General features: G+C 52.2%; 20 protein-coding genes. 7 read left to right on the plus strand and 13 right to left on the minus strand.

The annotated features are described in order from the left end of the window. Positions 1–5: 5 nt before the first annotated feature. The 8 genes from rbsD to tpx form a co-directional block, all read right to left on the minus strand. Positions 6–401 (minus strand): D-ribose pyranase, encoded by a 396-nt coding sequence (gene rbsD, locus JQC72_RS13850; protein ID WP_205496629.1) that lies wholly within the window; start codon positions 399–401, stop codon positions 6–8. Next, positions 398–1,291 (minus strand): ribokinase, encoded by an 894-nt coding sequence (gene rbsK / locus JQC72_RS13855; protein WP_205496631.1) that lies wholly within the window; start codon positions 1,289–1,291, stop codon positions 398–400. Before rbsK ends, rbsD begins: the two co-directional genes overlap by 4 nt. Position 1,292: 1 nt before the next feature. Beyond that, on the minus strand, positions 1,293–2,273 hold the full coding sequence (locus JQC72_RS13860; protein ID WP_205496632.1) for a LacI family DNA-binding transcriptional regulator: 981 nt from the start codon (positions 2,271–2,273) through the stop codon (positions 1,293–1,295). A 230-nt stretch (positions 2,274–2,503) separates the two neighbouring features. Beyond that, the gene (locus JQC72_RS13865) at positions 2,504–4,045 is read right to left on the minus strand and encodes a gamma-glutamyltransferase family protein (protein ID WP_205496685.1); all 1,542 of its coding nucleotides are present in this window, start codon (positions 4,043–4,045) and stop codon (positions 2,504–2,506) included. 484 nt (positions 4,046–4,529) lie between these two features. Further along, positions 4,530–4,895 carry a YjdF family protein gene (locus JQC72_RS13870; protein WP_205496687.1) on the minus strand — a complete coding sequence of 122 codons (366 nt, stop codon included), beginning with the start codon at positions 4,893–4,895 and terminating at the stop codon, positions 4,530–4,532. Positions 4,896–5,066: 171 nt separating this feature from the next. Continuing rightward, a complete protein-coding gene (gene mscL / locus JQC72_RS13875; protein WP_205496634.1) occupies positions 5,067–5,510 on the minus strand; it encodes a large conductance mechanosensitive channel protein MscL in 444 nt (147 codons plus the stop codon). A gap of 1 nt (position 5,511) precedes the next feature. After that, positions 5,512–6,129 carry an RNA 2',3'-cyclic phosphodiesterase gene (gene thpR, locus JQC72_RS13880; protein ID WP_205496636.1) on the minus strand — a complete coding sequence of 206 codons (618 nt, stop codon included), beginning with the start codon at positions 6,127–6,129 and terminating at the stop codon, positions 5,512–5,514. Between the two features lie 56 nt (positions 6,130–6,185). After that, positions 6,186–6,710, minus strand: a complete 525-nt coding sequence (gene tpx, locus JQC72_RS13885; protein ID WP_419179875.1) for a thiol peroxidase — start codon at positions 6,708–6,710, stop codon at positions 6,186–6,188. A gap of 642 nt (positions 6,711–7,352) precedes the next feature. Between tpx and JQC72_RS13890 the strand changes: the two genes are divergently transcribed. From JQC72_RS13890 to hutI, 4 genes are all read left to right on the plus strand, one after another. Further along, positions 7,353–8,543: a helix-turn-helix domain-containing protein gene (locus tag JQC72_RS13890; protein WP_205496638.1), complete on the plus strand. Its 1,191-nt coding sequence runs from the start codon at positions 7,353–7,355 to the stop codon at positions 8,541–8,543. A 311-nt stretch (positions 8,544–8,854) separates the two neighbouring features. Continuing rightward, the gene (locus JQC72_RS13895) at positions 8,855–9,829 is read left to right on the plus strand and encodes an agmatinase family protein (protein ID WP_205496640.1); all 975 of its coding nucleotides are present in this window, start codon (positions 8,855–8,857) and stop codon (positions 9,827–9,829) included. Between the two features lie 22 nt (positions 9,830–9,851). After that, positions 9,852–11,516 carry a urocanate hydratase gene (gene hutU / locus JQC72_RS13900; RefSeq protein WP_205496642.1) on the plus strand — a complete coding sequence of 555 codons (1,665 nt, stop codon included), beginning with the start codon at positions 9,852–9,854 and terminating at the stop codon, positions 11,514–11,516. A gap of 73 nt (positions 11,517–11,589) precedes the next feature. After that, a complete protein-coding gene (gene hutI / locus JQC72_RS13905) occupies positions 11,590–12,873 on the plus strand; it encodes an imidazolonepropionase (RefSeq protein WP_205496644.1) in 1,284 nt (427 codons plus the stop codon). A gap of 441 nt (positions 12,874–13,314) precedes the next feature. Here the strand turns inward: hutI and hutH are convergent, their stop codons facing one another. The 3 genes from hutH to JQC72_RS13920 all read right to left on the minus strand — a co-directional run bounded on the left by hutH (position 13,315) and on the right by JQC72_RS13920 (position 18,715). Beyond that, positions 13,315–14,886 carry a histidine ammonia-lyase gene (hutH, locus tag JQC72_RS13910; protein ID WP_205496646.1) on the minus strand — a complete coding sequence of 524 codons (1,572 nt, stop codon included), beginning with the start codon at positions 14,884–14,886 and terminating at the stop codon, positions 13,315–13,317. A gap of 439 nt (positions 14,887–15,325) precedes the next feature. Then, positions 15,326–16,681, minus strand: a complete 1,356-nt coding sequence (locus JQC72_RS13915; RefSeq protein ID WP_205496648.1) for an MFS transporter — start codon at positions 16,679–16,681, stop codon at positions 15,326–15,328. 1,161 nt (positions 16,682–17,842) lie between these two features. After that, complete coding sequence (locus JQC72_RS13920) at positions 17,843–18,715, minus strand: SDR family oxidoreductase (RefSeq protein ID WP_205496650.1); 873 nt, start codon at positions 18,713–18,715, stop codon at positions 17,843–17,845. A gap of 83 nt (positions 18,716–18,798) precedes the next feature. Here JQC72_RS13920 and JQC72_RS13925 point away from each other — a divergent pair, with 83 nt between their 5' ends. Continuing rightward, the gene (locus JQC72_RS13925; RefSeq protein WP_205496652.1) at positions 18,799–18,954 is read left to right on the plus strand and encodes a hypothetical protein; all 156 of its coding nucleotides are present in this window, start codon (positions 18,799–18,801) and stop codon (positions 18,952–18,954) included. A gap of 122 nt (positions 18,955–19,076) precedes the next feature. Further along, positions 19,077–19,451: a group I truncated hemoglobin gene (locus JQC72_RS13930; RefSeq protein ID WP_205496654.1), complete on the plus strand. Its 375-nt coding sequence runs from the start codon at positions 19,077–19,079 to the stop codon at positions 19,449–19,451. A 368-nt stretch (positions 19,452–19,819) separates the two neighbouring features. Here the strand turns inward: JQC72_RS13930 and JQC72_RS13935 are convergent, their stop codons facing one another. Together JQC72_RS13935 and JQC72_RS13940 are read right to left on the minus strand one after the other, a co-directional pair. Beyond that, complete coding sequence (locus JQC72_RS13935) at positions 19,820–20,185, minus strand: arginase family protein (protein ID WP_205496656.1); 366 nt, start codon at positions 20,183–20,185, stop codon at positions 19,820–19,822. Positions 20,186–20,267: 82 nt separating this feature from the next. Beyond that, positions 20,268–20,948 carry a hypothetical protein gene (locus tag JQC72_RS13940; protein ID WP_205496658.1) on the minus strand — a complete coding sequence of 227 codons (681 nt, stop codon included), beginning with the start codon at positions 20,946–20,948 and terminating at the stop codon, positions 20,268–20,270. Positions 20,949–21,355: 407 nt separating this feature from the next. Here JQC72_RS13940 and JQC72_RS16630 point away from each other — a divergent pair, with 407 nt between their 5' ends. Next, positions 21,356–21,832, plus strand: a complete 477-nt coding sequence (locus tag JQC72_RS16630) for a sodium:solute symporter family transporter (RefSeq protein ID WP_302104869.1) — start codon at positions 21,356–21,358, stop codon at positions 21,830–21,832. The last annotated feature ends 46 nt before the right edge of the window (positions 21,833–21,878 follow it).

A 21,878-nucleotide genomic window follows, 5' to 3' on the forward strand; every position in this document is an offset into this window, starting at 1 on the left:
AATCGCTAGAAGATGACGCCGGCATGAAGGATGACATTGGCGTAAGGTGAGTTCTCCCCGGTACGGATCACGGCTTTGGCCCTTTGCATCAGCGCTTTGAATTGCTCGTGCGACACGAATTCTTTTGCTTCAGGGGCAAACAATCGCTCCACTTCCCGCAAGAGATCAGGATTGTACTGTTTGATTTCCGAGGCGAGGGTGATCTTTTCGATCACCATATCATCCCTGATCGCTTCGGCCACTTCCAGAAAAGAAGGTTTTCCCAGCCGAATGGCCAAATCGATCCGGTGAACGTGATCCGGGATCGGCAACCCGCAATCGGCGATGACGATGGTGTCCGTATGCCCCATTTTCGCCAGCACACCGGCAATTTCGCTGTTCAAGATCCCCAGCTTTTTCAATGCCCATCCCCCACATGTTTCCGGATTTCCTCCATGGTGGGCATGCCCCCCTGTGCCCCCAGCTTGGTCACGGACAAACTCGCCGCCACGCATCCATAGCGAATCGCTTGTTTGAGGGGAAGCCCTTGGGCCAGCGCCACGGCAAAAACACCGTTGAATGTATCTCCCGCCCCGGTTGTGTCAACCACGTCCACCGACAAGGCCGGAACGCGGACAAATCGGTCGCCGTCAAAATAGCGGACACCTTGACTCCCTTCCGACAAAATGATTTTGTTGGGATACCGTTTCAATATCTCTTCAACATCTCCGCAATCTCCCAAGATGGCGCGGCATTCATGCTCGTTTGGCGTCAGATAGGTCACTTTTTCAATCAGATCGGAAGGCAAAAGTTTTGCGGGTGCTGGATTCAAAATAACCGGAACATTCGATTTTTTGCAGAGATCAGCTACATATATCACAGTATCCAAGGGAATTTCCAACTGCAAAAGAACGACTGAGGCGGCTTTGATCGCCTCTTTCGCCCGATCCACAAGATCCCGATCGACTTCGCTGTTGGCACCGGGAACAACCACAATGCTGTTATCCCCTTCGGCAATGACGATATGGGCGATACCGGTGCTTTTGTGTGTAACCGGTTTCATATAGGTTGCAGAAACGCCTTGTTTCTGAAAATTGTCCAGCACCATGTCACCGAATCGGTCGTTCCCCACTGCTCCGACCATCTCCACCCTGGCTCCCGCCCTTGCCGCCGCCACGGCCTGATTCGCACCTTTTCCCCCGGGAACGATATGAAACGTCTCACCGATGACAGTTTCGCCCGCGATGGGACGTTTGGGTGAGGTAACCACCAAGTCGATACTGGAACTGCCTACAACGACAATCTTGCCCATCTTATCCCATCCTTTTTGTAGTCTCGCGTTCGACCAATTTAACAGGAAGACAATGTTTTTTTGCCGTTACCCCTTGATTCGTGATCAATTGAATGAGAAGCTTCGTCGCACATTGACCCATCTCATAAATCGGCTGAACGATGGTGGTGATCGAAGGGTAAAAACACGCGCTTAAGGGAATCCCGTCAAATCCGATCACCTGCAACTCTTCGGGAATGGAGATTCCTCTTTTTAACGCCACTTTCACAGCGGCCACAGCGATCAAGTCGTTTCCGGCAAAGATTCCGTCGATACGGGGATAAGTGTCCAACAGTTCGCTGACTTTTTGTTCGCTGATGGTGATGTCAAACTGACTTTCCACTATGTAAAAAGGGACACCGGCTTTTTCGGCCGCATTCACAAACCCCCGACAACGCTCATCGGCCGGGCTGAGTTGGCCGGGGCCGCGTACATGGGCGATGAAATTGCAGCCGCGCCGGATGAGATATTCTGTCGCCATTTTGCCGCCGCCATAGTGGTCTGCGCAAACCTCGGGAATGGATTCATGAAGGGGCCGGTCCAATGCAACCACTGGAATATTGAGATTGATATAATTCAAATTGTTTTGTCTGTTGGTGGTCACAATCAATCCGTCTGCGTGATTTTGCGTTAAAACATCGAGATAATGTTTTTCCTTTTCCAGGTCTCCGTCCGAATTGCACAAAACCACGGTATAACCATATTGGTGGGCCACGTCCTCCACTGCGCGGGCCAATTCCGGGAAAAAGGGATTTGTGATGTCCGGCAGAATCAGTCCAATCAAACGCGAACTCTTTTGATACAAAGAACGGGCAACATAGTTGGGCTTGTAATTCAATTCTTCGATCGCCTTTTTGACTGCGGCTTTGGTGTCTGCATGAACATATCCCGTTTCGTTGAGGACACGGGAAACGGTTGCGACAGACACCCCGGCTCGTTTCGCCACATCACGGATCGTTGCCATTTTTCCCCCACTCCAATTCGATATGTAACCGGTTACAATCCAATAGTAACAAGCATGATACCAATTCGTCAATCAAGTTCCAATTGTATGAATCAAAATGTAGGAGGATGGCATTTTGCCGGCCTGAGGGTTTCTTTCGTGCGAACGGTTGGCCGGTTGTGTTGCACCGCCCATTTCTGTTGGAAAAGGAACATAAAGGGGACCCGCCGGTACTTCAGCCGTGTGACATGTCACCAGGCCGCGATTTGTCCGTCCGTACGGGGCTCTGTTCCTCCGGCCAGAACACCGTGATCCGTTCTCCATATAATCTGGCCACGCCCGAAACTACCCGATCCCATCGCCCATTTGACATCATGCCCTTGACGGGCAAGTGCTTCTGCAATATGCGCAGGGGTGGTATGCTCCAACTCCACCTTTTTTCCTTCTATCCACTGCCACCTTGGAGCATCTAAAGCAGCTTGCGGATTGAGATGAAAGTCAACCGTATTCATAACCACCTGTACATGACCTTGCGGCTGCATGAAACCGCCCATTACCCCAAACGGACCCACCGGCTTTCCGTTTTTCGTCAAAAAACCGGGTATAATGGTGTGATAAGGTTTTTTCCCGGGTTCCAGACAATTATCATGGGCAGGATCCAAAGTAAAGTTCAGACCCCGGTTGTGCAAAGCAATACCTGTCCCCGGTACCACCAGTCCAGATCCAAAACCCATATAGTTACTCTGAATGAAAGACACCATATTCCCTTCCCCGTCCGCCGTACACAGATAGACCGTCCCCCCTTGGGAAGGCCGACCCGGTTCCGGCTGCAGCGCTTCTTTTCCTATCAGACGGCGGCGTTCTTCCGCATACGCATCCGACAACAAATCCTCTATCCGTACGGACATGTTGCGAGGGTCTGCAATATATTTTTTCCCGTCCGCGTAAGCCAACTTAATCGCTTCAATCTGCTTGTGGTACGTATCGGCCGTGTCGCGTTCTGAGAATTCGAAACCCTTCAGGATATTCAAGGCCATCAGAGCAACCAACCCGTGTCCGTTCGGCGGGATTTCCCATACATCGTATCCGCGGTAATTGACACAAATGGGATTCACCCATTCCGGTTGGTATGCGGCCAGGTCCTCCAGTCTTAAATAGCCTCCGTTTTGTCTCGAAAACTGATCCATCTTCTCGGCCAATTCTCCACGATAAAATGATTCCGCTTTCGTCTCGGCAATCAATTGCAACGTTTTGGCATGATCGGGTGATCGCCAAATCTCACCGATTTCGGGAGCCCTTCCTTCCGGAGCAAATGTATCGAACCATGATTGAAATTCGCTTCCTTTCAATGTTTTGCTATATGTTTGAAAGGCTTTGGTCCAATTGGTTCCAAGTGCCGGCGTAATCGGGTAACCATTCTCCGCATATTCAATAGAGGGTCTGAGCACTTCAGTAAAAGGGAGTTTACCGAATTTGCCGGACAATGCTGCCCAAGCAGACGGTGCTCCGGGAACAGTCACAGGGACAAAACCATATGGGGGGATCTTTTTGATTCCAGCTTTTTTTAAAGCGTCCAAGGACAGACTCCGTGGGGCCGGACCGCTGGCGTTCAATCCATAGAGCTTTCCTTTTGTCCAGATCAGTGCAAAAGCGTCGCCGCCGATTCCGTTGGACGTAGGTTCCACGACAGTCAGGGCAGCCGCTGTCGCAACAGCTGCATCGATCGCGTTTCCGCCCTTCTTCAGGATGTCAAGGCCTGCTTGGGCGGCAAGCGGTTGCGAGGTGGCAACCATCCCGTTTTTGGCGTATATCACGGTTCGGCGCGACGGGTAAGGATAATGAACCGGATCGTATTTCAATCGCAACACTCCCTTTCAAGTTACTGCGGGCAGACTTCCGGTTGATGAGTTTCTCCGCATCGACGGCCATCTCCATCTGTTTGCGGCGGGAGACATTGCCAAAGCCAAAACGGACGAGACGCATCACTCGCTTATGTCTTGCCAGCACGCGATTCCACAAGGGAAAATCGCCGGACACAACGTGGTAGCCGATCTTTTGGGCGATCCGATGCAACCCTACAGGCAACGTCACCTGTCTGGATTTGGGACCTTGGGGAGCGGTTTTCACCGAAGGTTGGGACCGCACAGTGAAGGCGACAAAACAAGAGGCAAAGAAAATCAAGCTAATCATCAATCGCGTGTGGATCTATCCTCCGGTTGGCAACGCCTCGGATATTTTGGCCGTAGCAGCCCCAGATGCTTCCCGTCGGAGAAACAATTAACGCCCGCGGTGGCGGGCTTTCGCTTTGTAAATCTTCATTTCTCTCTTTCTTTCCGCCAAGGCTTTTTTCCTTTCCCTGGCGTTTTGTTTTTTCTCTTTTTTCCGGGCTTCCAAATCCGCTTGAATGGCCTGCTGTGCACGGCTGGAAATCCCCCGTCGATTTCTTTCCTTGGCCACCAAGCGGGAGAGCCGTTTCGGATTGACTTTTCGGGTAGCAACTTCATCAGTCGCAACGATCCCCGCACTTCGTTCCAACAATGCCCATGCATCATGATGGACAAAGTGGAGGATCTCCGCGTCCTGTGGTTCAGTTATGATTTTAGCAGATGATGGATGGACGTTTCCAACTTCAATCGCGCATATTTTCGGAAAAGCGCTGCCGCGCCATGCTTCAGGTCATTACATCCAGAGTCGACCAACCGAAAACGGGTTCCGCCTCTTTACAGTGTGGTCGATCGGTTTCATCCTCTCCATTCAACCAAAATACAGAAAAACTGTATTTCGATCGTCTCTGAAAACACCCACTGCCCCATGTCACCGCGGGGCCAAGCCGATATACGACGTGCAGTGCGGGCACCGCGAGGCGTCCGGGTGTACCTCCGAATAGCAAAATTCACAGGTTTTGCCCGGCGTCTTTTCCTCTTCTTTCGTTCTGCGCATGCGGTTGATTTGACGGATGATCAAAAACAGTGCAAAAGCCACGATCAAAAAGTCAATGAGATGATTGATGAAGAGTCCGTAGTTGATCGTGGGGGCGCCGGCCGCTTTCGCCTGGGACAGCGTCTGATAATCACGATCCCCCAGATTGATAAACAGATTGGAAAAGTCCACTTTCCCCAGCAACAAACCGAGCGGAGGCATCAAAATATCGTTGACGAGAGACGAGACCACTTTGCCGAAAGCGGCACCGATGATGACACCTACAGCCAGATCCACCATGTTCCCTTTGAACGCAAATTCGCGAAACTCTTTCAGCAAACTAACCCTCCTCCCCTTCATCATCGCGCCGGAACGGTAACACTGCCAACGGTTCGTACATCGGCACACGTCCCCACATCGTCCGGTACAACACCAGATCCGTCACCTTCCACTCCGCCTGTTGCCCCGCGGTCCGGGCTATGATCTCACTTACCCGGACAACGTCAAAGTCGTGCTGTTTGTATTGTCGGGCCAAAGTGATATGCGGACGGAACGGACGATCCTCCCGTTGAAAACCGAGCGGCGTCAATGCCTGTACCACTTTTTTCTGCAATGCGTTCAAAGCCGGAATCTCCCCAGCCACACCGGCCCACAAGATACGCGGTCTTCGAGGAATACCGAAGACACCGATTTCCGCCAATCTCAACGTAAAAGGTGTTTGTTTCCCCGCAACGCGAGACAATTGCCGCTGAAGATATGGCACTTGTTCCGGCTTACACGCCCCCAGGAAAAAGAGCGTAACATGATAGTCTTCGGGATGCACCCATTTGCCAAAAGTATCCCACCCGGCATTTCGAATCTGATCACACCACCGGGTCAACAGTTGCCGACGCGGACGATCCAACCGGACGGCGACAAACAACCGCCAATCGGAAATGTGGACCACTTCCTTTCTCATCACACCAAGACCATCAGCCCCCGACATTGCTGCACGGGGGCTGAACTCAATATTTGTCAACCTTTTTGCAATGCTTTCCTGGCCGCTTCGATCGCCGCCTCATAGTTGGGATGTTGGACGATTTCCGGGACGTACTCGGCATGGACCACCTTGTCGTTTTGGTCGATCACAAATACCGCACGCGCCAACAAACGCAGTTCTTTGATCACAACACCGTAAGCCGTGCCGAAGGAAAGATCGCGGTGATCCGACAGCGTCTGAACTTTGTCGATCCCGGCGGCACCGCACCAGCGTTTCTGGGCAAACGGCAGATCCACGCTGATCGTCAAAATGTGCACGCCTTCCAATTGGGCCGCTTCTTCGTTGAACCGACGGGTTTGTGCATCGCAAACCCCCGTATCCAGCGACGGTACCACGCTGATGATGCGCACGCTGCCCTTGGTATTGTCCAACGTCACCTCAGAGAGATCATTGGCCAGCACCTTGAAATTGGGGGCAGTTTCTCCGACCTTGATTTCAGGTCCGATTAATGTCACCGGATTGCCTTTGAAGGTGACCACGCCTGCACGTTCTTGAGACACGATGTCTACCTCCTTACCATTGTCCAACGATTCTATCATATCATGAGAGAGAGGACGGGAAAATCCCATTGGTAGAATCGAGGAAATCAAATGCAGGAGAAAGTTCGATTGCTCAGAAACATTCCCATCATGGTATGGATCAGAAAATCGTCTTCATGGTAGAACCATTGATGGAAACCCGGCAGAAGACACCTTTTGTCTTCAAACAAAAACCCGGCTAAAAAATGAAGTGTTGAAAGACTGGGAGGCATGTGCCGGCATCGGTGTGATTAATACAAAAATCCCCTTGTCTTTCGTTTGCACGGGGGATTCTGGTTTTATTTGTATCATTTCCGTTTTACACAGAGAGATGGGAAACGGGGGAAATTGAAAAGAAAAAAGCGCGGTGTCCGCGCTAAACCAATGAAAGTGACATTTCGCAGTCTCCACCATGTATGGTAAACAAAAATTTCATGAATTGTTGCCGTACCCCCTTATGTGGGAGTACGTCGTTTGACAGGGTGTGTTCGATTCAGAGACACACCCTGTTTTTGTTTTTCAGTAACCTTTTTCAAAGGCTTGATCAATCGGACAGATCGTTGAGAAAATAGAGAAAAATTCGTTTTTAACTGGCCGAAGTACAGTCGCTAAGGAGGGAACGGGATGAAGCAAGACCCCGCGCAAGCCACATTTTCCAATCTGTTGCTGTCGGGCACCCTCGTGCACGAAGGTAGTTTTCAGGAGATGCAAGAGGCCTTCGGGATTGGGTTGCATCCGCATATCGTGATGGTGATCTCTATTGACCGCTATCCTGATTTGGTAATCGGCAAACCGTTTCATTGGCCAATGGAGATCGGACATCAAGTGGTGGAAGGCGTGTGCGAAGCTGTCACCGTTCCGTTTGTCTGGGTATGGGTAGCCGAAGGGGTGCTTGCCGTCTTGTTGCAGTTGTCGCTTGACCCACCATCTGAGCGCACCTGTAGAGAGGCGACGAATCGGATTGCCCGGCAAATCCAGAAGTGCTGCAAGGCACGAGGAGTTAACGTGTCGATCGGGATCGGGGGTTATTACGACAATCCATACATGCTTCACTACTCCTACGAAGAAGCGAAAGAGTCGATGGTAGACCGGTTTTTTCAAGGCAATTCCCTCATTTTCCACTACGAGAAGAAGACGAGCGAAAGCGGAGCATGGCAGTCACCGCTTGCGCCGGAGGAGAGGGCGGAACTGGTGGCCAGAGTGCGAATCGGCGACGAAGAAGGGACCGTCATTTACTTGCACACACTCCTTGAGAAGTTGGCCCATACCTGTTCTCATGACGTCAACATGTTCAAATCGGAAGCGGTGGAACTGATCATCACCATGTCCCGACAAGTTCTGGAATCAGGGGCGAACGCGGCGGTCATCTTGTCGGAAAATGCACGCTTTATTCAGGATTTATACCTTACGATCCGCTATGACAAGTTTGTCCAGAAGGTGTGTGAGTACGCCCGGCGGCTGACACAGCAAATGGAGCTGAGCTTAACCTCCGCTTCGCCGGTGATCCGCAAGGCAGTCCGCTACCTGAAGGAGAACCTGCAACGCAGGGTTTCGCTGGAAGAGGTAGCACAATATTGTTGCGTGAGTGTTTACCACCTGAGCCATCTGTTCAAGCGGGAAACGGGCATGACAGTGGTCGATTTTCTCAACAAGCTGCGCGTAGAAAAAGCGATGCACTTCCTGGAAGCCACGGATTGCACCATTCAGGAAATCGCGTATTTCGTCGGATTTCAGGACGCCAACTACTTTTCCCGGACGTTCAAAAAATACGTGAAATACTCCCCCTCGGCCTATCGTCGAGCAAAATTGTGCTAACACTCCACAATATCGGCCAGTGGAGAGGGCTGTCCGTTTCAGTAGAATACAAGTGACGATATCACGGGAGACTGAGACGATTACCAGTAAAGGGAGTTGTCAGATAAAAATGTCAAGGGGTTAACGTGAGCGTGTCATCGTCGAGCGGAACTCGACGATGGCCCAGTTTGTCGCCGATCGCGGCTATGTGCTGAGAGGTCGGGGAGATCTGCCTTCACGGCATGGCGGAAGAGCTCAAGGAATAGGGTATTGTGAATAAAGCGTACCTTGGCGGTTAGAGGCTGAAGAGTTGTTGTCTAGGAGGGGTTTTATTGAAAAGAAGGATCGATTTGCTGAATCCGCCGGAGTTGGTCCGACGGTCCAATTGGCGGGATCGGTTTGAAACCAAAGTGTCCCAGTGGCTCACCCCGTGGGACGGTGAGGAGCCGATTGACATCGGGTTCATCGGTGTGCCTCTGTCCAAGACGTCGATCAGCGTGTCGGCTGCATCCATGACGCCCAATGCGCTTCGGGAACTGTTCCCTGCGGTAACGACGTACAGCATCGACTACGATGTCGACCTCCAAGAGCTTCGGGCGCGCGACCTGGGGGACATCCAAATGCACCCCACGGATTTGTTCCGCTGTCATGCCAACATCGAGCAGGCGTTGACCAACGTGTACCAGGTGCTGCCCGGCCTGCTCCCGATTATCGCCGGGGGCGACCACTCCATTACCTGCCCGTCAGTCAAGGCATTTAAAAAACAATTTGACGGAAAAGTGGGTATCGTTCAAATAGACTCGCATATGGATGTTCGGAATCTTGAAGACGGCGGCCCGACCAACGGCACCCCGATCCGCGGCCTGCTGGAATCTGGCACGGTGGAAGGGCGGCACATCGCCCAAGTCGGGATTCACAGCTTTGCCAACTCCAAGCCGTACCGGGAGTACGCCCTGTCGCAGGGCATCACCCAGTTTACCGCACGGCAGGTGGCCCGGGAAGGCATCGAGCCGCTCATTCATCAAGCGATGGAGATCGCCGGCAACGGTACGGAGGCGATTTACGTAACGGTGGACATGGACGTACTGGATCAGGCCTTTGGACCGGGTGTTCCCGCCATGGTCCCGGCCGGTATGACCTCATGGCAACTGTTGGACGCAGTGTATATACTCGGTCAAAACCCCAAAGTAAAAGGCTTTGACGTCGTTTGCATCGACCCCCTGCAGGATTCGCGCCGGGCTACTGTCCGTACGGCCCTGCATGTGATTCTCACGTTCCTGGCGGGCGTCGTGATGAGAAAACACTGAGGAGAAAATGGAGAGATGACCCATGGCAGAAACCAAAAAACGCGTCATTCGCGCACCGCGCGGTAATCAACTGAACGCGAAAGGCTGGCCGCAGGAAGCGGCCCTGCGCATGCTGATGAACAACCTGGATCCGGAAGTGGCCGAGCGCCCGGAGGATCTCGTCGTGTACGGGGGAATCGGGAAAGCGGCCCGCAACTGGGAGTGCTATGACAAGATCGTCGAGTGCCTGTTGAACTTGGAGGGCGACGAAACCCTGCTGGTGCAGTCGGGGAAACCGGTCGGCATCTTTAAGACCCATCCGCTTGCACCCCGCGTGCTGATTTCCAACTCTGTTCTCGTGCCGGCCTATGCCAACTGGAAAACGTTCCGCGAACTCGAACAAAAGGGGTTGATGATGTACGGGCAAATGACCGCGGGAAGCTGGATCTACATCGGCACCCAAGGAATTTTGCAGGGAACGTATGAAACGTTTGCGGAAGCGGCCCGTCAGCATCGCGGCGGCACGCTGAAAGGCACGCTTACCCTTACCGCCGGTCTGGGCGGCATGGGCGGGGCCCAGCCGCTGGCTGTCACGATGAATGAAGGGGTCGTGATCGGTGTCGACGTCGACCCGTCCCGTATTCAGCGCCGGATCGACACCCGCTACTGCGACATCATGGTAGACGATCTGGACGAAGCGCTGAAGCTGGCTCGTGAAGCGCAGGATCAGGGCAAGCCGTTGTCCATCGGACTCGTCGGCAACGCGGCCGAGATCTACCCGGAATTCGTGCGCCGCGGCATCGTGCCCGACTTTGTGACCGATCAGACCTCTGCGCACGACCCGCTGAACGGCTACGTGCCCCGCGGCTTCACGCTGGAAGAGGCGGTTGAATTACGCAAGAAAGATCCGGAGAAGTACGTCCGCCTCTCTCGCGAGTCGATGACGGTACACGTGCAGGCGATGCTGGATCTGCAAAAAATGGGTTCCGTCGTTTTTGACTACGGCAACAACATCCGTCAGGTCGCCTATGACGAGGGCGTAAAAGATGCGTTCAACTTCCCCGGCTTCGTTCCGGCCTACATCCGTCCATTGTTCTGCGAAGGAAAAGGACCGTTCCGCTGGGCGGCGCTATCCGGCGACCCGGAAGACATCTACAAGACCGACGAGCTGGTGCTCAAGCTCTTCCCGGAAAACGAACACCTGCGCCGTTGGATTACCATGGCCCGCGAAAAGGTGGCATTCCAGGGCCTGCCCTCCCGCATTTGCTGGCTCGGTTATGGCGAGCGCGTGAAAATGGGCCTCGCCATCAACGAAATGGTGCGCAAAGGTGAAATTTCCGCGCCGATCGTCATCGGCCGCGACCACCTCGATTGCGGTTCGGTAGCATCGCCGAACCGGGAGACGGAAGCGATGAAGGACGGCAGCGACGTGGTAGGCGACTGGGCGATCCTCAACGCGCTGGTCAACACCGCTGCCGGGGCGAGCTGGGTGTCGGTGCATCACGGCGGCGGCGTCGGTATGGGATACTCGCTTCACGCCGGCATGGTCGTGGTGGCCGACGGCTCCAAGGAAGCAGAAGAACGGCTCTCCCGCGTTCTCACTACCGACCCGGGGATGGGTGTCATTCGCCATGCTGACGCCGGGTACGACCTGGCTATCAAGACCGCCAAGGAGCGCGGCGTGCGCGTGCCGATGCTCGGCCTCTGAACCATTACGGCATCGAAGAACGGCATCCCGGGGAAATGCCCCCGGGATGATTCCTGTGAAAAGGAGTGAGAGTATGAAACCGCAACGGGTCGATCTTTTAGTGCACAACATCGGTCTCTTGGTGACGATGCGCGGAAAGCCGGGACCGCGGCGGGGCCGTGATATGTCGGACGTTGGCGCCGTGACGGGAGGCTCCGTGGCCATCGCGGATGGGAAAATCGTGGCGGCAGGGCCGGAAGCGGACGTCTGGGCGGAAATCGCGGGGCTGGCCGTCGACCGGACCCTGGACGCGAAAGGGCGGCTGGTAACCCCGGGTCTGGTAGATCCGCACACCCACTTGGTACACGGCGGCTCCCGCGAACACGAACTGGAGTTGAAGCTGAAGGGTGTGCCGTATCTGGAAATCCTGGCCCAAGGCGGCGGCATTCTCAGCACTGTACGGGCCACCCGCGCGGCCTCGGAAAACGAGCTGTATGAAAAAGCGTGGAAAAGTTTGAATATCATGATGCTGTACGGAACGACGACCGTAGAGGCCAAAAGCGGCTACGGACTGGCACTGGAAGACGAGCTGAAGCAGCTCCGGGTGATCAAGCGGTTGAACGAAACTCATCCGGTGGACCTGGTCTCTACGTTTATGGGCGCCCACGCCGTGCCGCCGGAGTACAAAGGCCGTTCAGGTGAGTACGTCAAGCTGGTGATCGATGAGATGCTGCCGGAAGTGAAGCGGCAGGGGCTGGCCGAGTTTTGTGACGTGTTTTGTGAGCACGGCGTGTTTACAGTGGACGAATCGCGAGAGATTCTCGCGGCCGCCAAAGAGCTGGGCTTCGGTTTGAAACTGCACGCCGACGAGATCGAGCCGCTCGGCGGGGCACAACTGGCGGCGGAGCTGGGCTGCATTTCGGCGGAGCATTTGCTTGCCACCACCGACGAAGGTTTGAAAGCGATGAGCGACGCGAGCGTGATCGCCGTCTGCCTGCCCGCCACCTCGTTCAACTTGCGGGCCAAGTCGCACGCAAGGGCAAGGGACATGATAGAATTAGGAGTGCCGGTAGCGCTGTCCACGGACTACAACCCGGGCAGTTCACCCACGGAGTCGCTGCAGTTGGTGATGACCCTTGCGTGCCTCCATCTCGGTATGACGCCGGAAGAAGTGATCACGGGCATGACGATGAACGCCGCCTGCGCGATCGGCAGAGGCGACGTGATCGGCAGCCTCGAGCCGGGCAAGCAGGCCGACCTGGTGCTGTTTGACGCGACCAACTTGGCGTATCTTCCGTATCATTTTGGCATCAACCATGTGGATACGGTGATCAAGAAAGGACGTATCGTGGTGGCCGACGGACAGCTTACAGTGTAAACCGCGAGAGAAAGAAAGAAGAACGACAGATGAACGATCAACTGGAAGAACGGATTGGCCGCCACACTGCCCGTTGGAAGGTAACCCATCTCATCGATCATCAGCATCCGGGGCTGCATAATACAGCCCCGCCTCCTTCATTATCTCGATGAATGATCTGTAATCCAAAACCTTTTGAACAAACTTGTTTAACGAATCGCGGTGTAGGATAAAATGGATATTTTTGATAATACTTCTGTGGCAGTGCCCCCCGATTCTACAATGGTTCTCGACATGGTACCGGTCAATTGACACCACCATGCCGAGATGTAGATGAACGGAAACACCATATTTCTGTTGAAAAGCCAGGAAAGTTCCGCGTCGTGAACAAGCGTTCCAGATATGAGCAGATGGGAGAGTTTGATTGGGTCCTGTTCATGTCATCGGCCTCATTTCGTGGGCTTACAATATCATGTGTCCAATGACTTCTTCCACGACCTTGACGACTTCACCTTCGTGAATGAGCTGGTGAATGTTGCACATGTCGGGGTATAACAACCTGTCTTCCGTAAGCATTGGAACTTGCTTGCGAATCATGCGATATACTTCCCCTGTTGCTGGTGAAGGTTTGAGGGGATGATGGAAATCCAGTGCTTGAGCCGCCGTCATCAGTTCAATGGCAAGAATATGTTCAACTTTCATGGAGATTTGATAAGCTTTTCGCGCTGCATTGTAGGCAAAACTTACAACATCTTCTTGAATTGCACACGTGGGAATATTGTTTATCGTTGCCGGATGGGAGAGTGCTTGAATTTCCGCAAGCAACCCAGCCGCAGTGTACTGAGGAATCATGTACCCATTGTTCAGCCCTGGATTGACGACTAGAAAATCCGGTAGTTCACTGACGTGGTAATTGACCAACCGATCAATTCTTCGCTCAGACATTTTTGCCAGATTTGCCATCGCAACGCACATGGCATCCGCAGACATACCTACATAGGTTCCATCAAAATTCCCACCCATGAGGGCAATGCCATCGTCATCCAAGGGGTACACAATGGGATTGTCGCTCACGGAATTCATTTCGTTTACGATATTTTCCTCTGCGTCTTTCAAGGCCTTTTTGACGGCGCCGTGAACTTGTGGAATGCACCGCAAACTAAGGGCATCCTGAAGTCGATAATCCTTGTATGTTTCTGCGATTTCACTTCCACTTAGAATGCGCAAAATCGTTTCTGCAGTCTGTACCTGCTCAGAGTGTTTCTTGAGTGCATTTAGCCGACTATCAAACGCCTTGACGGTCCCTTTTAACGCTTCAAGTGACATCGCTCCGGCAATGTCCGCTGTTTTTACAGCTTGAGTTGCATTGTAAAGTGCGAGCGCCGCGATGGCCGTGACGGATGTGGTCCCGGTTATGAGCGCCAATCCTTCTTTACAACTCAGATTAATCGGTTGCAGTCCTGCTTTTGCAAGGGCATCGCCACCTGACAACAACTGACCTTGATACCAAGCACTTCCCTCTCCCATGAGAACCAACGCCATGTGTGCTTCCGGTGAAAGATAACCAACGGATCCATCTCCAGGCGCAAACGGGACGATGTGATGATTGAGCAGTGAAGCAATTGCCTTCAACACTTCAAGTCGAACCCCTGAGAAACCTTGACCAAGTGCTAACAGAATCATAAATTGCGTAGCCCGGACAATCTCATGTTCGAGTGGTTCTCCGACGGAAACCGCGTGTGAGTAGATGATGTTCCGTTGTAGTGTTTGTGCATCTTCCGGGGATATCACTTTGGTTACATTACTGCCAAATCCGGTTGTAACCCCATAAATCAAACGGTTTTCTTCAAGAAACTTTTCAATTAACCCTCGGGATTGGTTTACACGATCACAATATGCTTGTGAAAATGACACTTTTGCCCCATATCGGGCAACGGCCACAAGATCTTGAATCGTAATATCGCCACTGCCAAGTGTAACTTGTTTAATCTCCTTTGGATGAGGGCGAACGGGTGTCACTATAGGATTCGTCATCTCTTAACCCCCTCTTAAGCGTAAATAATGCCTTCCACAATTCACAATCAATCTATTTTGGTTTATATGAGAGACAGGAAACCCCTCTCACCATGCTCGTCATTCCAACGCCAACCTGCCCAAGGAAAAACGCCTTGGGCAGGTTGATTCATGAGTAAATAGACTCCGTGTATGACGTTTCATTGCAACTAGGGGTGGAGGTAGCATCCGATGAATTTAACGCCATTTCGTAAATAAGTGGTAACGGGATGTGAAAAGTACCGAAAACCATTATGAAATGGAACTTAGCTATTTCCCGCCTTGATCCCATCGAGATTTAAGCGTTTGATATGGGAAAACAAGCGGGAGCTCCGACTCCTATACTTCTAGGAACCTGGGCAAATGGCGGCAAAATGACCGGATGCTCCTTCTACCCCAACTAAGCAATGTTATCTAAAACTTACTTCGGTATGTTACTCGCTACTTCTCTGATAGCGCTATCCTTTCGATGAAGCGGATTGCTCGCTTCGTTTAAGGTAAGACGTCCCGTCTCTGGCGCCCAAGCAATCGAAATGATGGTCCCCACTAATAGAACCAGGGTCATCCCAATCATAGAAGATGTTAAACTCATCAGTGGTAGGAAGAAGGTTCCAACTGCTGAACCCACACGGCTGATGGCTGTGACTACACCAACACCGGATGCACGAACTTCTGTCGGGAACAATTCAGCTGGATAAACCAGCGTCAAATTAGAAACTGCCGACATGACAAACGTAAAGATGGTAAACGCGATAAACTGAAAGGTCTGCATACTCGTAGGCAACACGATCACAAGGAACAACGTGATGGTGAGTACAGCAAACGAGTAGATAATAAACCCTCTGCGCGTCATCTTCTCGGTAAACCATACTCCTGCAATCGAACCAACAAGTAAGAAGATGTTCAATAACGTATCAACGAGGAAGTTTTCCGCATATCCCAACTGCTTCAAAATAGTTGGTAAGTAAGTATAGATTGCAAAGTACGGAAGCACGATACAGACGTAAAACAGACTGCCAAAAATGGTGCGCAGCCGAATCTGTTTTGTAAAGAGATCTTTAAACCCAAAGGAAGCTTGCTTAGATTCTGCAATCATATCGTCAATCTCGATGTTTGAACCAATGTACTTCTTCACAATTTGACGTGCCTCTTGTTCACGTCCCATGCTAATCAGCCATCTTGGTGACTCCGGTGTACCAATTCGCAGCAGTAAAACAATGACCGCTGGAATTGCACCCGTTGCCAACATCCAACGCCATGAATCCGGGCCGATTTTCTCCAGGTAGTATCCAACCAGTGTTGCAAACGTGTACCCAAGCGTCCACAGAACATTCAAAGCAGAGAGTAGAGAACCACGATATTTCTTTGGAGCAAACTCGGCGAGCAATGTCGAACCTACTGCGTAGTCTCCTCCTAAAGCAAGACCAATAAGGATACGTAAAATAAATAGAGTAACTGGGTCGTTCACAAAAAACTGCAAGACGGAAGCAATCGTTATGATTACAAAGTTTGTAACGTAAATCTTCTGTCTACCAATTCGATCAGATAACCAACCTAATAGTAAACTTCCGAAAAATAAGCCTATTAACGCTGAACTTCCGAGCAACCCTTGCCAAACGGGGCTAAGATTCATTTGGTCCCCTAAGAGGCTCAGCGCCATACCGATCATTCCAAGCGCGTATCCGTCACAGAAGTTCGATCCGAACGTAAGGGCAGTAATTCGCAAATGGAATTTGTTTAATGGAGCATCATCAATCTGGATTCTTTGTACAGTCATCCAACGCTTCCCCCATTCTTTTATAATAGCAATAATATTCTGAAATTAATTGGTTGCAATTAAAAGTATGATTTTGTGTGTCTGGTTTACATTTTGTTTACATTCATTATAATTGGCTAAAAATCGAAGGCTCTAGAGATAATCCTTCGATTTATTAGCACAATATTGCTTTAGTTGTGTTTGCCAAACAAAAGTTACCACATTACGAATCGAAAAGTTGACCACCCCGAAGAACAAAGAAGGCTGTCAGAAGGAGTGTCCATGAAGAAGGGGTTAGTACCACGCACGCCTATAGTCGAAAAGGAGCCTGAATACTATGTTTCTTGATTCAGTCGTGATTTTCCCAAAGTCCAGTGATTCCAACTGCTTCGGTGTGATCCCTGCAATCTGAGATTTGAGCTCAATCCAGATAGCGTCAACATCCTCGGGTGTCAGTTCAATTGTTTTACATTTAGCATGCACGAAACGGAACAACGCTTGATCTCCGTCCTGATCCAATTGGCCCAAACACACGGCGACATGAGAGAATCCAAATGGCGCATCCCCTCCCGCTGACCCACCGGGAATTAGTCGGTACCTCCAGAGAAACGATCAACCGTCTGGTACGCTAGCTCCAAAAGGAGGACATCATCGCCATGAACCAAAAGGAGTGTATCATCCTGGATCTCGCCCGGCTGTTGAATCGACGAAACCGTTGATAAAGAACGGCGATTGATCCGTTCCTGACAGCTTATGAACCAATCTGGCCATTCCAACAAGGGGGATTGTTTTTCCGGGCGAGCGACAAGACCTGAGCCCCACCGAGCATTTTGGAAAGCACATGGTCATCATGGCAATTTCCTCTAAGTGAAACGCTCTTTGCCCGCGTCCCGGTCCTGAAAGTTCCAAGCGATCTTGCACTGCTTCATTGCCGACACAGACGAAGCGAGACGGAAATTTGATGCATGCGATATTGACCACACACGCCCCGGCTTTTGGCGATCCAATTGATAAACAGCATTCAAAGGTCACGGTCCGACGAATGGGCGTAACAAAAACTCTACCCGTTATTCCGACCGAATGGGATGGAACGGCGAGAGAACAGCACGATGCCGACAGTCTGGAGCCACTTTCACCCGTATGTCGATCGTATGTCGATTTCCCGGGAAATCTCGAAGTGCGTTACCCGTTAACCACTTCCCCGCCGTTAGGATGCAAAACCTGCCCCGTCATATACGACGCATCGTCCGATGCGAGAAACACGTAGCACGGTGCCACCTCGCTCGGTTGTCCCGCCCGCTGCATCGGAGCGTTGGAGCCGAAAGTGGCCGTCTGTTCCGCGGTAAATGTTGAGGGGATCAGCGGTGTCCAGATCGGTCCCGGCGCTACCGCGTTGACCCGTATTCCCTGCTGGATCAATGCCTGTGACAACGACCGGGTAAACGATACAATCGCACCTTTGGTCGACGAATAATCGAGCAAGATGGCATTCCCGCGATAGGCGGTGATCGACGTCGTGTTGATAATGGCACTCCCTTCGCGCAAATGGGGCAGCGCCGCTTGGGTGAAGTAGAAACAGGAAAACACATTGGTCTGAAATGTCCGCTCCAGTTGCTCCGGTGTGATTTGGGCGATGTCAAGCTGCGGATGCTGTTCGGCGGCATTGTTCACCAAAATATCCAACCGTCCCAATTGGCGAACCGTCTCTTCCACGGCGGATCGGCAAAACGCCGGATACCGGATATCCCCCGAAATCAACAAACACTGCCGGCCATGTACCTCCACCCTTCGTTTTGTTTCCTCCGCGTCAACATGCTCATCCAAATACACAACCGCCACATCCGCCCCTTCTTTGGCATACGCAATCGCCACCGCCCGGCCGATGCCGCTGTCACCACCGGTAATCAATGCCACCTTTCCCTGCAATTTGCCACTCCCACGATAAACAGGGTCCTCCGCTTTCGGCTGTGGTACCATTTCCGCCTCAATTCCGGGTTGCCGGGACTGATGCTGGGGCGGTTGCAACACTTTTTTGGGTTGGTTGCGTTCACCCATTCTGATCACACTCCTGTGAATTGGTATTTTCCTCCTTTCCCAGCCTTCCCGAACCGAACCGACCACAAACTACGGGCAACCCAGTGAAAACCCAGCCTCACATGGCCATCGTTTTGTCTATTTGGGAGTCAACGGCGGAAACGGACATAGGGGAGTTGATTTACCAACGGACACCGCTTGCCAGCGCCGATGAGGCGCTGCCAACGATTGAACAATGGATGCATGAAATCACACCGTGAAATTGGCACTCGTTCTTGAACATACGTTGAATTGTGACATTTATCACTGTGATCCGTCCTGATCCGGGATAAAGTGAGAACAGCAAGACACCCAAAAATCTTCTGACAGGGAGGGAAAGCCGATGTCAACCGCTCAAACCGCAACTCTGTATGAGCGATTGGGAGGGGAAGAGGGAATCGCCACGATCGTGCGAACGTTTTACGATCGTGTGCTGAACGATCCGCTGTTGCAACCGTTTTTTCGTCACACGGACATGAAACGCCAACGACGCCACCAAACGCAATTTCTCATCTACGCCACCGGTGGAGCCCCACGATACACGGGTGCCACCATGAAAAAGGCTCATGAAGGACTGGGCATTCGTCATCGGCATTTCGACGCCGTTCTCCATCACTTGGCGGATGCTCTTCGCCACCATCATGTGGAAGAGGAGGTGATCGCGGAGATCACGAAGCGGTTGGAACCGCTCCGTGCGGAAGTGGTGGAGGCGGAGTGATGGGCAACCCATTCGGAACGTGATACCTGCCGTTTGGGAGCCACCCGATTTCTTTGTAAGACGGGTTCTTTTCGCCGGAAAGAGGCCTTTTTGGACAGACAGTGATGAACAGCGAAAGCCGTCTCCCCACAGAGTGGAGTTGGGAGACGGCGATGGACCAAACGATATGGGAAACTTGCGGGATGGATCAGGTAACAACCCCCGATTCCAACAATCCGTGGATAGGCGTACTGTTGCCGGGACCTCCGTCTTTCCGATTGCGTATGTTGAAATGTTTGTCGAATTGGATTTGTCCGACCTTTTCACCGCATAATGACGGGCAAAGGCCTGTACGGACGGACAGGTGATCGAGTGGTCTCCGCCTGCGATCAATGCGCAGCTGTCCGTTCGTACAGCTCGCCCCATCCTCGCAAAATATTTTGATGACAGCGGAAGATGTCCGTCGTGTGCATGCGAATATTTCCCACTCTCTCACCGTCATCGATGACAAATCCAGATCCGTGATCGGCATCATAAGGGGCAAACGAGCACCAAACGGAACAAATCGCGTCGGGTGCTTCACTGGCAGCAGAAGGGCTGATCGACGAACGAGAAAGGGGAACGCCCACAATTCCCGCCACCATCTCCTCCTTTCCGTCCCAGGGTGCGATCCACCGACTCACCTTCCAATCCATCCGGTCCGACCCGCCGCGACGCTCGATCAAACGAGGAGACTCAATATATTGAAACGACATCGGTCTTCATCCTTTCAACCGCCTCATTCGACAAAAACACCCCACCACTTTTCAGGAAAGCGATGGGGCCCGGGATTGCCCGTCACATCTCGTGGAAAGGTGACCCTTTATCCCCTGGCGGTTCATACCCCGACGCTGCTTCTTCCAAAGCGGCCGACGCTGTTTCCCAAGCTTCCCACTCCACCCGGTCAGGCACCTGAAACGCTTCTACCGTGGCCAAATTTCGCGCACGCCGAGCTTCCCTTTCCAAACGGGCAGCCAGTTGGTGAAACCGTGCCCGCACACGTTGTTCAAACCGTTCCAGTCCTTGTTCCCTGCAATAGGTCAAGCAGTTGGGACACATCATCCATTTCGGCGTCCCGTCCACATACAGATCCCCAAACATCGCCCCGGCATAGAAACGGTCTTCGATTCCGCAAAAGTCACAATGCAATTCCTTTTTTCCGGTCATAAATCCCAGCTTCAGGCTTACCTTTCGTTGATCCTGTTCCACATGAATTTCATCGCTTTTCTTTTTCTCCACCACTTTGAAGAACTGTTGAATCAGGTCCTTGACATTCTCTTTGGAAATCGGGGATTTCAAACGGGCAAATTGCCGTTTCAACCGTACAAACGGATTGCTGTTTTCGGCGGGCTCTTCCTCCGTCTCTTCTTTTTTCTCATGGTCATGGACAACGACGAGAAATTGGGGCGGCTCGTCTGTCCCATCGATTTCCCCGTTGATGACTTCCAATTCCGGCACCCGTTCTTCCATCGGTTCCATCGCGATTCCCCCTTGAGCACTCCTTGTTAATGGTTAAGCTACTCGGTGCCGGTTCCGTTTCCCTGCCGGTCCTCGAAACTAGACAAAAAGAGGAGGAAACCGCTGTATTGCGACACGAAATGCCCGTCGGATATGCAACAGATCCCACCGATATCGCATGTTTTTGACACGTCTTCGTCACCGCCGGACAAACTGGCCGTTTTTCACCACCACTCGACCTTTTTTGATGACCGTGTCGATCATACAAAAACGCATTGTGGAGCGGAGGCAAAACCAGATCCGCCTGTTTCTCTTCTTTCAGGTACAGATCATCCCCCCGCCCGATGGATGTGGTCAAATCTAGGTGATCCGGCTTACAATGCGATGGGAATCAGTTGGTTGGGGGGTTACTCGGGCTCGGTTTTGTCTTGTCGATCGGATATTGGACCACGGACTTTCTAGTTGTACAACGAACTTTTGCCGCGCGGGACATGCCGTCTGCACAAATCACGCCGATCTTTGCGGCGTTTTTCAAAATGATCGTCCCGTTCTTAGTGATTATTCCCGGATTGATCGCGGCAGTTCTGTTCCCGAAGTTGGGCCATCCGGGCGGACCGAGCTACAACCTCGCCCTGCCGCTTTTGATTCAACGTTACTACCCGCCGGGATTGTTGGGGCTTGGGCTTACCGCGCTACTCGCCAGTTTCATGAGCGGCATGGCCGGGAATGTAACCGCTTTTACGGACATTTGGACATACGATATCTATCAGGCCTATATCAAGAAAGATGCAAGTGACCAGCATTGTGTGACAGTCGGGCGTTGGGTAGTTTTGATCGGTATTTTGATCAGTATCGGCACCGCTTACATCGCGGCCGACTCTCCAAGTGTGATGGATTACTCATGAGTCACCGGTGTGTCTCATTTCGGTGCTACAGTCGTCTCCCGATGAA

Source organism: Polycladomyces zharkentensis (genome assembly GCF_016938855.1).
Lineage (GTDB): Bacteria > Bacillota > Bacilli > Thermoactinomycetales > JIR-001 > Polycladomyces > Polycladomyces zharkentensis.